Source organism: Petrimonas sulfuriphila, from assembly GCA_038561985.1.
GTDB classification, from domain to species: Bacteria; Bacteroidota; Bacteroidia; order Bacteroidales; family Dysgonomonadaceae; genus Petrimonas; species Petrimonas sulfuriphila.
Window position 1 is genome coordinate 3,297,091 of the sequence record CP073276.1, and the last position, 12,060, is coordinate 3,309,150.

Annotated in this window: 10 protein-coding genes; 3 read left to right on the forward strand and 7 right to left on the reverse strand. The window is 42.5% G+C overall.

The window, feature by feature from the left end:
• Window positions 1-79 precede the first annotated feature (79 nt).
• The 3 genes from rplU to KCV26_14005 all read left to right on the forward strand — a co-directional run bounded on the left by rplU (window position 80) and on the right by KCV26_14005 (window position 1,982).
• Window positions 80-391 (forward strand): 50S ribosomal protein L21, encoded by a 312-nt coding sequence (gene rplU / locus KCV26_13995; protein WZX36391.1) that lies wholly within the window; start codon window positions 80-82, stop codon window positions 389-391.
• Window positions 392-411: 20 nt separating this feature from the next.
• Window positions 412-681 carry a 50S ribosomal protein L27 gene (gene rpmA / locus KCV26_14000; protein WZX36392.1) on the forward strand — a complete coding sequence of 90 codons (270 nt, stop codon included), beginning with the start codon at window positions 412-414 and terminating at the stop codon, window positions 679-681.
• Window positions 682-791: 110 nt separating this feature from the next.
• The gene (locus KCV26_14005) at window positions 792-1,982 is read left to right on the forward strand and encodes an SAM-dependent methyltransferase (GenBank protein WZX36393.1); all 1,191 of its coding nucleotides are present in this window, start codon (window positions 792-794) and stop codon (window positions 1,980-1,982) included.
• On the opposite strand, the gene pyrF is transcribed toward KCV26_14005, so the two are convergent.
• The 7 genes from pyrF to gyrA all read right to left on the reverse strand — a co-directional run bounded on the left by pyrF (window position 1,977) and on the right by gyrA (window position 11,875).
• Window positions 1,977-2,801 carry an orotidine-5'-phosphate decarboxylase gene (pyrF, locus tag KCV26_14010; protein WZX36394.1) on the reverse strand — a complete coding sequence of 275 codons (825 nt, stop codon included), beginning with the start codon at window positions 2,799-2,801 and terminating at the stop codon, window positions 1,977-1,979. The genes KCV26_14005 and pyrF overlap by 6 nt on opposite strands.
• A 93-nt stretch (window positions 2,802-2,894) precedes the next feature.
• Window positions 2,895-4,613 (reverse strand): hypothetical protein, encoded by a 1,719-nt coding sequence (locus KCV26_14015; protein ID WZX36395.1) that lies wholly within the window; start codon window positions 4,611-4,613, stop codon window positions 2,895-2,897.
• 10 nt (window positions 4,614-4,623) lie between these two features.
• Complete coding sequence (locus KCV26_14020) at window positions 4,624-5,343, reverse strand: hypothetical protein (protein ID WZX36396.1); 720 nt, start codon at window positions 5,341-5,343, stop codon at window positions 4,624-4,626.
• Between the two features lie 44 nt (window positions 5,344-5,387).
• Window positions 5,388-6,473 carry a peptide chain release factor 1 gene (gene prfA / locus KCV26_14025; GenBank protein ID WZX36397.1) on the reverse strand — a complete coding sequence of 362 codons (1,086 nt, stop codon included), beginning with the start codon at window positions 6,471-6,473 and terminating at the stop codon, window positions 5,388-5,390.
• 91 nt (window positions 6,474-6,564) lie between these two features.
• Entirely contained in the window at window positions 6,565-7,746 is a 1,182-nt protein-coding gene (locus KCV26_14030) for a phosphoribosylformylglycinamidine cyclo-ligase (protein WZX36398.1), read from the reverse strand.
• A gap of 208 nt (window positions 7,747-7,954) precedes the next feature.
• Complete coding sequence (locus KCV26_14035) at window positions 7,955-9,226, reverse strand: tetratricopeptide repeat protein (protein ID WZX36399.1); 1,272 nt, start codon at window positions 9,224-9,226, stop codon at window positions 7,955-7,957.
• Between the two features lie 102 nt (window positions 9,227-9,328).
• A complete protein-coding gene (gene gyrA / locus KCV26_14040; protein ID WZX36400.1) occupies window positions 9,329-11,875 on the reverse strand; it encodes a DNA gyrase subunit A in 2,547 nt (848 codons plus the stop codon).
• Between the last annotated feature and the right edge of the window lie 185 nt (window positions 11,876-12,060).

Below are 12,060 nucleotides of genomic sequence, written 5' to 3' on the forward strand. Positions count from 1 at the left end.
ACCTCGATTCGCTAATAGGCTCAATAAGAAGGGGCACAACGCCGCTCGCCTCAGGCATATAACGTATAAGTTATTTAATATGTACGTAATTGTAGATATCCAAGGTCAGCAGTTTAAAGTTCAGCAAGACCAAAAGTTATTTGTCCACAGAATCAATGCCGATCAGGGCAGTGAGGTGGAATTTGGAAAAGTGATGCTCATCGATAACGATGGCGATGTACAAGTGGGTGCTCCCGTCATTGAAGGAGCAAAAGTGATTGTAGAAGTTCTTTCGCACGTAAAAGGAGATAAAGTTCTCGTTTTCAAGAAGAAAAGAAGAAAAGGTTACCGGAAACTGAACGGCCACCGTCAACAGTTTTCAGAAGTAAGGGTTAAAGAAATTATTGCTTAATCAGTTAAAATCAGAAGAAAATGGCACATAAGAAAGGTGTAGGAAGTTCAAAGAACGGCCGCGAATCGGAAAGTAAACGATTGGGCGTTAAAATATTTGGTGGAGAAACCACAAAAGCGGGCAACATTTTGGTTCGCCAGCGGGGAACGGTTCATCACCCGGGAGAAAACGTAGGAATCGGTAAAGATCATACGCTTTTTGCGTTGATCGACGGTGTTGTGGTTTTCCGTAAACGTCACAACAACCGTTCATTCGTATCGGTTCTTCCGAAAGTGGAAGCAGAAGCATAAGGCTTTTGCCTGCTTGAAATCAAGAATACTTGATCCATAAAATAATAATTTTTTAGTTGATAGGAACAACCTGCTATTTCGATAGTCAGGTTGTTTTTTATTTTCACAAAATGAAACTGACTCAGCAGCAAAAGAATTTTATCCGCCAGAACGAACAACACGATGTACGGGAACTGGCGTTGAAACTCGATAACGGGAAACAGAGGGAATTGAATGTTGAGTTTATTTTAAAACAAATCTCGGGACGCCAAACAGCAAAAGAGAAATTTCCTTTTTTTTATGCCAACGATGAGATCATTTATCCGGTTCATTTATCGTTGGAACAAGCATCGTCTGAAGCCACTGCCAACTATAAGGTTTCATTGATTCCTGACGGATACAAAACCTTTGTGGATTTGACCGGTGGGATGGGGGTGGATTTCACCATTCTCTCCCAACGATTTATACTGTCGGTTTACGTGGAACAAGACCCGGAACTTTGTGAGATAGCCGCCAATAATTTCCAAACACTTGGCCTGCAAGGCTTTGTGGTAAAGAACGAAGCAAGTGAAACTTTTGTAGAAAAAATGTCCCTTACAGACATGGTTTTCCTGGATCCGGCGCGCCGGGATGATGCAGGACGCAAAGTGATCCGGATAGAAGACTGTTCTCCAGATGTGTCTGAAATTCAGAATGCTTTGCTGACCAAAGCAAAGTTGGTTGTGATTAAATTCTCACCCATGCTCGATATTTCATCAGCGGTAAGAAGCCTGAAAAAGGTGAGTGAAGTTCATGTCGTCTCCGTGGAGAACGAATGCAAAGAGTTGCTGTTTTTACTTTCTTCCCAGGCTGAGGATACGGTGTACTATGCTGTTAATCTGAATAAAGGAGGCAACATTGAAGTGTTTTCCTTTACTCCGGAGGAAGAGCGAAGCCTCGAGATTCCTTTTACCAGAACTATCGGTAAATACCTTTACGAACCCAATGCTTCCATCCTCAAAGCGGGAGCCTTCAAAAGTGTAGCACAACAGTATGCTGTTCAAAAACTGCACGTAAACAGCCACCTGTATACTTCCGATAACCAAATTTCCACTTTTCCCGGACGCGTGTTTGAAGTGAAGGAATGGTTTGTACCGAACAAAAAAAACGTAAAATCATTTCTATCACTGACAAAAAAAGCGAACATCGCTGTCCGCAATTTTCCATTGTCCGTTGCCGAGATCCGACGAAAAACCGGATTGAGAGAGGGTGGGGACGTGTACCTTTTTGCTACCACTGTTGCCGACAGCGAGAAGATCTGGGTGATAGGAACGAAATTATAAAAACCTTTCCAGCATTTCCGCCATCTCCACCTGCAGTTTTCGGGCTTCCTTGCCGGCAGCTTCCGCAAATGTCTCGGTACTGTCGGCATAGATAATACTGCGCGAAGAGTTGACCAATAAGCCACATGCTGTGTTCATTCCGTATCGGCAAACCTCTTCCAGCGACCCACCCTGAGCTCCTACGCCTGGGACAAGGAAGAAATGATCGGGAGCGAGTTTTCTTACCTCTTCGAATAATTTTCCCTGTGTAGCGCCCACAACGTACATCATTTGGTCTTCCGACGCCCATGCCTGCGACCTGCGGAGTACTTTCTCAAACAAACGCTCACCGTTTTGATCCTGAACAAACTGAAAATCTAGTGACCCTTTATTGCTTGTAAGAAGGAGCAGAATAACCCATTTCCCGTTGTAATTCAGAAAAGGAGTTACGCTGTCTTCGCCCATGTACGGTGCTACAGTTACGGCATCCACCCTGGCAGTTTCAAAAAATGTACGAGCATACATTTCACTGGTATTACCGATATCGCCCCGTTTGGCATCGGCTATCACAAATTGGTCGGGATACCGCTGCCTGATGTAGGCTACCGTTTTTTCGAACGCTAGCCAACCGGTCACGCCCTGACTTTCGTAAAAAGCCAGGTTAGGCTTGTATGCCACGCAATAGGGTGCCGTTTTATCGATAATTTCTTTGTTAAAGGCATAAACCGGATCTTCTTTTTCCAGCAGATGTTCCGGAATTTTCTTGATATCGGTATCCAATCCCACACAAAGAAAAGATTTCTTTTTTTGAATTTGTGCAAAAAGCTGTTGTTTGGTCATATCTTGTTCAATTTTATCAGAATATTGCTCGCCGTGGCATAATTCAGACAAGTTTGGCTGCTGCTTTTATGGCACAACGCGATAGTGCTATTTTTAAACATCAATAATTTCGATGTGCCAAGTGTCGGCCGGAGGACTAGCAACATCGATATTTTTTATCAGAAATAATTTATTCCCCGCTTTGGTGGAGAAAAAATAACGGGCAGACGTATGGTAATAATCCTTTGTTCCATTGTATGTCGCCACATATTCGTTTAGTGCGATAGTACGTTTTAGGTCAAAGGTTTTGTCGTCGTATTCCGCAATAACCTCTTTAAACCAACTTTGGGAAGGATCATAAGGACTGTAGGAGATCCAAACAGAAGAGGTTAAGGCCGAATGATGCATCCAGGTAATTCCAGTATGTGACTGCAAGCTTAATTCACCCAACAGGTGAATCGTATTGCCGGTATTTTCATCCGGAAATTTGTAGATGGAACTGGTAAAAGAAAACAGGTATTTGCAATCTTCGGAGGTCAGTAATTTCTTTCCAAAGCTTTCGTGCCAATAATGGACGAGTTTCAAATCATCCGGCACGGCTGCGTCAATCAGATAAAAGCCATTTGGGGAAACAAAACTTCCGGTTAATGCCAACTGCGATTTATTTCCTACTTTCAATAGGATATCCGCTTTTATTCCGTACCCGAATGAATCGGCAATGAACTGTTTTTTTACCTCTTTGGACGAAAGGTTAAAGGAGTAGATCTCCCCTTCCTTATTCGAATAATAGTAATGACCATTTTCACCATCAACAATATCCACAACAATATACGGTAGAACAACCTTTTCTTTTACGGTGAACGTGGATAAATCGATGAACTTCATCTGCCCACTTTCTCCTAGCAGAATTGTGTTACTTTCGGCAGACAAGCCAACGCAATAGGGATTTTTGTCCAACAGTTTTTCTTTTTTCATACCGGTGTCGGCATTGAACGCAACCAGTTTTGCCGGATTGCGGGTAATAAAGACCGCTGTGTTTGTGGTTTTATCAAATTCTGCATCCACCACTTCACCTTCTATGGGGATCATCGTTTCCGGATTTTCGTATGTCCTTTCTCTAATTTTTACGTTAATCTTGAGAAGAGGGTGTTCCGGGTCGGATGTTTCGAAGACAATTTCACCTTCATGCACTCCCGGGCTTAATTCATCGGCATCAGGAATTAGAAAAAGGGTATAGTATCTGTTTGGTTCCAGATAGTTTACATCTCCTGTCTTTATATTATCACTGTCCCAGGATGACTTGCTCACCTCCAGCCACGACGGCTTTTTCGTCAATTTATAGAAAAGTATTCCGTCGGCAAAATTCTCAATTCTAAGTTCTTTTCTGTCCCTTAACAAATCAAAGTCAACCAGCGTTTCGCGAACGGATGCTTTTGGCATTCCCCAGTTTATGCTTTGAACGTTTATAGACAGGAGTCCAAATTCTTCTACATTTAAAATGATGCTTCCCAGGTTTTGTGGCTCCAGTTGAACGGGATTATCGTATGCATCCACTTTTATTCGGAATGACAATTTTCCCGACTCATCTATATGTCCGTCAAAAGTTTCAAAATGAATAATTTTCGGATACTGGAGTATCCTGAAACCTTTGTTTTTTAAATCGGGAAGGGTAACTGAGGCTTCGGTGTATGCTGAGACAGGCTGCACAAAAAGAGGTGTATCGAGATGATATCCATCAACCTGTTTTTTGTTTTCTTCCAGAAAATCGTTGTTGCACGAAGAGGAAATGAACAGGACAACAACAGTAAGCAGATAAATGATCTTCTTTTTCATGACGCTTCATTTATTTGTTGATGTAATACCGCAGACCGGTTGTTAAATTTACGTTGGAAACATTGATGTTGTCTTCTCTTCCCAATTTTTTCACTTCGGTACTGATACCGTCCGTCACTTTCACCGTATAAAAATTTGTCCAGAAAAATGCGGTATTCAATCCCCATGAAAAGTTCGAATTTAAAAAATATTCAATTCCCATCTCGTAATTTACACCGTAAGCATTTCCCGTAATCAACATGTTCCTCATTAATACGTGGCTTTCGTCCCGCAATCGGGCATAACCGCCTGAAGAAGAAGCAAAAAACTGAAATCTCTCTTCTCTTCCAAACCTGTATTGTCCTGATACAGAAAGTCCCACGTAGTTTACATACATCTTTTCCAATGCATCGCCAACCAGATAATGCTGGTTATCCTGGACATCCACAATGAGATCCGTCGCCGTGGCAGAGGAAGTATTGAAAATATACTTCACTCCCAATCCCCAATCTTTGAATAGATAATGCACATCTGCGTTCAAGGAGGGAGTCCACCTCAAATCATTGTTGAATTGCGTGATTTTTTCAACATTGACGATAGAACCGGCATCGCCGGTACTTCCTTCCGCAACCAAATAACCCAATCCTCCCGATGTACTAATGCGTAAACGCGGTATCTTGTATTCCGTTTGTGCGGATAAAGATACGCTGATTAACAACAGAAGTGTCGGTAACAAAATTTTTTGTTTCATAGGTCATATAATTAAATATAACTTGTGTTTTTGTCTAGATTCAACTAGATTTCCGCTTCCTTCATCCGTTCAGCATTTTCGCTTACGATAAGCTGATTGATGACATCCTGGATGTCACCGTCCATAAATGCGGAAAGGTTATAAACGGTGTAATTGATGCGGTGATCGGTAATGCGTCCCTGCGGATAGTTGTACGTGCGGATTTTAGCCGAACGGTCACCGGTGGACACCATGGTCTTTCGCCGCGAAGCTATGTCGCCCTGGCGTTTGGTAAGTTCAATATCGTAAAGCTTGGCACGCAACATCTGCATGGCGAGCTCCCGGTTAGCCAATTGCGAACGGGCCTGCTGACAAACCACCACAATACCGGTGGGTTTATGGGTAAGCTGAACCTTTGTTTCCACCTTGTTTACATTCTGCCCTCCGGCGCCACTGGAACGTGCTGTATGAAAATCTATATCGGCAGGATTGATTTCTACATCAAATTCTTCCGCCTCAGGCAGCACGGCAACAGTGGCAGCCGAGGTGTGCACACGGCCTTGAGTTTCGGTCGCCGGAACACGTTGCACCCGGTGAACGCCCGACTCGTATTTCAAAGTTCCGTAAACATTTTCGCCACTAACCGTAAATATGATCTCCTTGAAACCACCCGCTGTACCTTCTGTGTAACTGGATACTTCGGTTTTCCACCCTTTGCTTTCGCAATACCGGGTGTACATTTTATACAGATCCCCTGCAAAAATCGACGCTTCATCACCTCCCGTACCGCCACGAATTTCCATGATCACATTTTTTTCGTCTTCAGGATCGGCCGGAATAAGCAAAAGCTTTATTTTCTCTTCCAATTCCGGAAGTTTCTGGGTGTTGGCAGAGAGTTCCTCGTTGGCAAGCAAACGTAAATCAGTGTCCGATTCGGTTTCCAGAATTATTTTGGCTTCTTCGATGGAGTCTAGTGCCTGTTTATACTCGTTTCGGGCTTCCACAATTTCTTCCAACTCCCGGTATTCTTTGTTGAGTTTTACAAAACGCTTCATATCGCCTATGATTGTAGGGTCGGTAATCAACGTTCCTATCTCTTCGAAACGGGTGACCAAATGATTGAGTTTATCCAATAATGAGTTTTCCGACATAGTATGATGCCTCTGATTTTCTTGAAAGGAATTTAATCGTTTTGTTTGATGATATTATGTTTTTCCATTGGGAGGTACAACGAATGAGGATTTAGGAATAAACAAACCTTCCAAATTCACTCTCAATCACCAATTCCCGGATATTCGATTTCTCCACACGTCCAACTACCTGTGCATCAACATTAAACGATCTGGAAATCTCAATCACCTTCGAAGCATAAACTTCCGGCAGGTAAATTTCCATTCGATGTCCCATATTAAAAACTCTGTACATTTCTTTCCAATCGGTATTCGATTGGTCATGAATAAGTTTGAACAAAGGAGGAAGAGGGAAGAGGTTGTCTTTTGTAACGCGCAGACCATCGTTAAGAAAATGCATAATTTTTGTTTGTGCACCTCCGGAGCAATGTACCATTCCGTGGATATTCCTACGCAAATCCCTTAATATCAATGATATAATTGGCGAATAGGTGCGGGTAGGGGACAGAATCAACTTCCCGGCATCCATTCCCAGGTTTTCTATTTGTTCAGTGAGCCGCATATTGCCCGAATAGATTAAATCTTCAGGAATGGCAGCATCGTAACTTTCGGGATAATCCTGTGCCAGATAATGGGCAAATACATCGTGGCGGGCAGAGGTTAGGCCATTACTCCCCATACCGCCGTTATATTCACTTTCGTAGGTGGCTTGCCCGGAAGAGGATAAACCAACAATAACGTCTCCGGCCTGTATATTGGCATTATCAATAACATCCTTGCGTTTCATGCGGCAAGTCACCGTACTATCCACAATGATCGTCCTCACCAAATCGCCCACGTCAGCCGTTTCTCCGCCTGTAGGATAAATACGTACGCCCAGCGACGATAGTTCTTCGCAAAGCTCGTTTGTGCCGTTTATAATGGCGGAAATTACTTCTCCTGGGATCAGGTTTTTATTGCGCCCAATGGTGGAAGACAACAGTATGTTATCGGTAGCGCCAACGCACAACAAGTCATCAATATTCATGATGAGCGCATCCTGCGCGATTCCTTTCCAAACGGAAATATCGCCGGTTTCCCGCCAGTAAACATACGCCAGTGACGATTTAGTTCCGGCACCGTCAGCATGCATGATGTTACAAAAATCCGGGTCATCGCCAAGTATATCGGGAATTATTTTGCAGAATGCTTTCGGATAAATTCCTTTATCGATATTTTTTATGGCATCATGCACATCTTCTTTTGAGGCGGAAACACCGCGAAGGTTGTATCGTTGATCGTTTTTTTTATTCATATCCTGAACCGAAGACAATGTCAAATAATGTTACCGTACAAAAGTAATAAAAAACTACGAATTTCGCCCATTAATTTAAACACGGATATTTTTCCTATAATTACTATTATGTTTAATTCAATCTCTATCCTGTTTGCATAGATAAAAAAAGTGGCATCGGTTTTTACCGATGCCGCTTCTCTTTATGCTATTAAATAATCGTTTCAATTTACAACCCAAGTTCTGCTTCCACTTGTTTCAGTTGTGCAGATTTGTCAACACCCATCATGCTTAAGTTATAATAAACATTTCTGAGTTTCATTAAAGCGCCGTCAATCTCTGTTTTGTCGGCAGTCCTGTCTTTCAATGACTTGGTAAATTTCTCCAGGTGCGGCAATGCTCTTTGGTAAAAATCGACCGTTTTTTTGTCATTTTCCAACTGCAATTTGCGGTCCGACATGGTTGCTGTTTTTTCCTTCAGATTCTGAGCCTGCAAGATAAAGTTCACCGCAAGTGCTTCAAGCGCTCTTTCACAATTGGGATCTTGCGTTAATGCCTTGTTATATTCTTCTTCAGCTGCTGCAAAATCTCCTTTTTCTGCCAATAATGCCCCTTTTACACTGTTTAAATCACACGCGTTGGAAGGATCGTTCTTAATGGCTTCATCCAGGTATTCCATGGCTTTCTGATTGTCGCCCTGACGGATAAAAACGTTTACCAGATTAGGAGTAAAATACTTGCTTTTGGGGAATTTTTCCGCTCCTTCGTAAAGAGTTTCTATATATTTAGCCGTATCTCCCTGTTGAATATATTCGCTGGCAATAAGTTCGTAAATATCGCTTTCCTGATAAGCACTGTTGGCGATAAAAGGTTCACTGGCCGCTCTTTTCAGCATAGCCAATGCTCTTTTATGGTCTTGCGCCTGAATAGCCGTGATAATGGCATAATATTTAATGGTTTGAAAAGTACTGTCGATCAGAAAAGGGTCTTTCTGTCCGGCAAACATCGGTAACGAAGGAATGTTCCAGTATATTTCGAAGAAATCGGAAGCTTTGGCATATTGTTGTTTTTCGTTAAAGAAAATTCCCCCGTTGATGTAGAAAGGATGATTAGCTTTTAAAACTCCGGCGATGTCTTTTCTGAATTTGTTTTTCACTTTGCCTTTTTCATCCGGCAACTCACCTAGTGAATCGGCTTTCAGATACGGTGTGTAAGATTCCAACAGTCCGTTGTACATCACTTCCTGGTTTGCTTGTTTTCCCAACATTTCATTGGTTCTCTCGTTGTCGAATGCCTTGTTACCGATATCTCCAAAGATTTTCCAGGTTTCAGGATCATTGGCGGTTTCTGCGTTAGTAGTGGCCTGTTTTATCAGGGTGCGAGCTTCATTCAGGTCGTTGCTTCCTAAAGATCTCTTGGCATCTCTCAGAGCCGACTTTTGTGCAAACATGGAACTTGCAGCAAAGACAGCCACCGCAGTAAGGAAAAATAATTTTCTCATTTTATTCATCGTTTTAAGTTAAGTATTCGTCTTTTCTTAATTGTTTAAAATTTCTATTGATTTATTTGACTGTAAAAATACAAAAAGTTTAAAATATGTACATTATTCGCTGACCTCATCCGTAAAATTTTCCTCACTATCGACATCTTCTGGCAAAACGGTTTCCACCTCATCTATTTCTTCTTCGGAATTAACTTTACATACCGAAGCGATTTCATCGTTTCGTTTTTCCAGGTTTATGAGCCGAACTCCCTGTGTAGCACGTCCCATGGTGCGAATATCGGAAATTTTCACACGTATTGTTATGCCCGATTTGTTAATAATCATTAAATCATTATCGTCTGTCACACTTTTTATTGCGACAAGTTTTCCGGTCTTTTCTGTAATGTTCAGCGTTTTAACCCCTTTCCCGCCTCGGTAGGTAATCCTATAAACCGGTTCCCCATCCTCGTCATTAAGCATTGTTCGCTTACCGTACCCTTGTTCGGATACAACCAGGATAGTGTCTTTTGAGTCGGGATCCATGCAAATCATACCGATTACATAATCTTCGCCGTCCTCATCCAACGTCATTCCTTTTACTCCGGTTGCAGTACGGCCCATCGGTCTCACATCCTCTTCGTTGAAACGAATGGCCCGGCCATTTCGGTTAGCCATAATGATGTCCTTTTTACCGTCGGTCAACCTTACGGAAATCACCTGATCATCCTCCCTTAATCCTATGGCAATCACCCCATTTTGACGCGGTCGCGAATAAGCTTCCAGCAATGTTTTCTTAACAACCCCCGATTGTGTTCCGAAAACCAGGTAATTGGAGTTGATGTACTCTTCGTCATCCAGGGTAAGCACTCGTACAAAAGCGGTGATGCTGTCATCTGAATCAATGTTTAGCAGGTTTTGAATGGCTCTTCCTTTCGATGTCTTGGTTCCTTCCGGAATTTCGTAAACCTTCAACCAGTAACATTTGCCTTTTTGAGTAAAGAAGAGCATATAATTGTGGTTGGTAGCGGGATAAATGTATTCAACAAAATCTTCGTCCCTTGTTTGCGACCCTTTAGCCCCTACTCCACCCCTGTTCTGCGTGCGGAACTCTGTCAGTGGGGTACGTTTGATGTAACCAAAATGAGAGATGGTAATTATCATTTCATCATCGGAGTAAAAATCTTCGGGATTCATCTCTTCCGAAGCAAAAATAATTTCAGAACGGCGTTGATCACCGAACTTGTCGCGCACTTCAATCAACTCCTCTTTGATGATCTGCATACGCAGTTCCTCATTATTCAGGACATCGTTTAAATGAGCGATCACCCGTTGAATTTCTTCGAATTCGGCATGAAGCTTATCCTGCTCCAGCCCGGTAAGTTGCCTTAACCGCATCTCTACTATGGCACGTGCCTGGATATCGGACAACTCAAAGCGTTCGATCAACCGTTGAATGGCCTCTTGCGGTGTGCTTGAACCGCGGATTATGGCAATTACCTCGTCAATATTATCGGAGGCAATAATCAGACCTTGCAATATGTGTGCTCTTTCTTCTGCTTTGCGAAGTTCATATTTTGTACGTCGCACAACCACATCGTGGCGGTGTTCAACGAACAGTTCAATCATCCGCTTCAGGTTAAGCATTTCCGGACGGCCATTCACCAACGCAATATTGTTCACACTGAAAGACGACTGCATGGCAGTTAATTTGTATAGCTTGTTAAGAACAACGTTTGCATTAGCGTCGCGTTTGACATCAACAACTATACGCATTCCCTGGCGGTCCGACTCATCATTTACGTTTGATATTCCCTCAATCCTCTTTTCGCCCACCAAGTCAGCAATGTGCTTAATCAACTCCGCTTTGTTTACCAGATACGGGATCTCTGAAATGATTATTTTATCGTGGTTTTTTCCCGATTCAATTTCGGCTTTTCCACGCATAACGATGCGTCCCCTACCCGTTTCAAAAGCATCAATAACCCCTTTATAACCATAAATATAACCACCTGTGGGAAAGTCGGGAGCCTTGATGTAATGCATCAACCCTTCAGTATCTATCTCTTTATCATCAATATATGCTATAATTCCGTTAATCACTTCCGTTAAATTGTGCGGTGCCATGTTAGTTGCCATTCCTACCGCAATACCCGATGCGCCGTTGATGAGCAGGTTGGGTATCCGTGTCGGCAAAACCGTTGGCTCCTGAAGAGTATCGTCGAAATTGAATTGAAAATCTACAGTTTCTTTATCGATATCGCGCAACATTTCTTCGCCAAGTTTGTTCATCCTGGCTTCGGTATAACGCATAGCCGCAGGGCTGTCACCGTCAACACTTCCCATGTTTCCCTGACCGTCAACCAGCGTGTAGCGCATACTCCACTCTTGCGCCAGGCGCACCATGGCATTATAAACCGATGAATCGCCATGCGGATGGTACTTCCCGAGTACCTCCCCTACGATTCTAGCCGATTTCTTGTGCGGCTTATCCGATGTGTTCCCTAATTCGGACATTCCAAAAAGGATACGTCTGTGCACGGGTTTAAATCCATCACGAACGTCAGGTAATGCACGTGAAACGATTACGGACATCGAATAATCGATGTACGCCGACTTCATTTCATCTTCAATGTTGATCTTAATGACTCTGTCTTCTTGGTCAATCATATTAAAATGTAATTTTTTTCTTCAGACATGTCTTATATTTTGTTGAAATACAGAATAATAAACAGGCCTTTTACTTCTTTTTAAATAACGTACTAAGGTACGGATTTTCCACGGTTTAACAAAAGAAATCCAATCAAAAATCGTTTACCTCAGGCCGTAATTAATGTTTTTTATTGTTTGTTCCA

Bases quoted from the DNA above. Each gene is read 5' to 3' on its own strand.
- rpmA (WZX36392.1), top strand. From the start codon at position 412: ATGGCACATAAGAAAGGTGTAGGAAGTTCAAAGAACGGCCGCGAATCG.
- gyrA (WZX36400.1), bottom strand. From the start codon at position 11,875: ATGATTGACCAAGAAGACAGAGTCATTAAGATCAACATTGAAGATGAA.
- rplU (WZX36391.1), top strand. From the start codon at position 80: ATGTACGTAATTGTAGATATCCAAGGTCAGCAGTTTAAAGTTCAGCAA.
- KCV26_14015 (WZX36395.1), bottom strand. From the start codon at position 4,613: ATGAAAAAGAAGATCATTTATCTGCTTACTGTTGTTGTCCTGTTCATT.
- pyrF (WZX36394.1), bottom strand. From the start codon at position 2,801: ATGACCAAACAACAGCTTTTTGCACAAATTCAAAAAAAGAAATCTTTT.
- KCV26_14035 (WZX36399.1), bottom strand. From the start codon at position 9,226: ATGAGAAAATTATTTTTCCTTACTGCGGTGGCTGTCTTTGCTGCAAGT.
- KCV26_14005 (WZX36393.1), top strand. From the start codon at position 792: ATGAAACTGACTCAGCAGCAAAAGAATTTTATCCGCCAGAACGAACAA.
- KCV26_14020 (WZX36396.1), bottom strand. From the start codon at position 5,343: ATGAAACAAAAAATTTTGTTACCGACACTTCTGTTGTTAATCAGCGTA.
- KCV26_14030 (WZX36398.1), bottom strand. From the start codon at position 7,746: ATGAATAAAAAAAACGATCAACGATACAACCTTCGCGGTGTTTCCGCC.
- prfA (WZX36397.1), bottom strand. From the start codon at position 6,473: ATGTCGGAAAACTCATTATTGGATAAACTCAATCATTTGGTCACCCGT.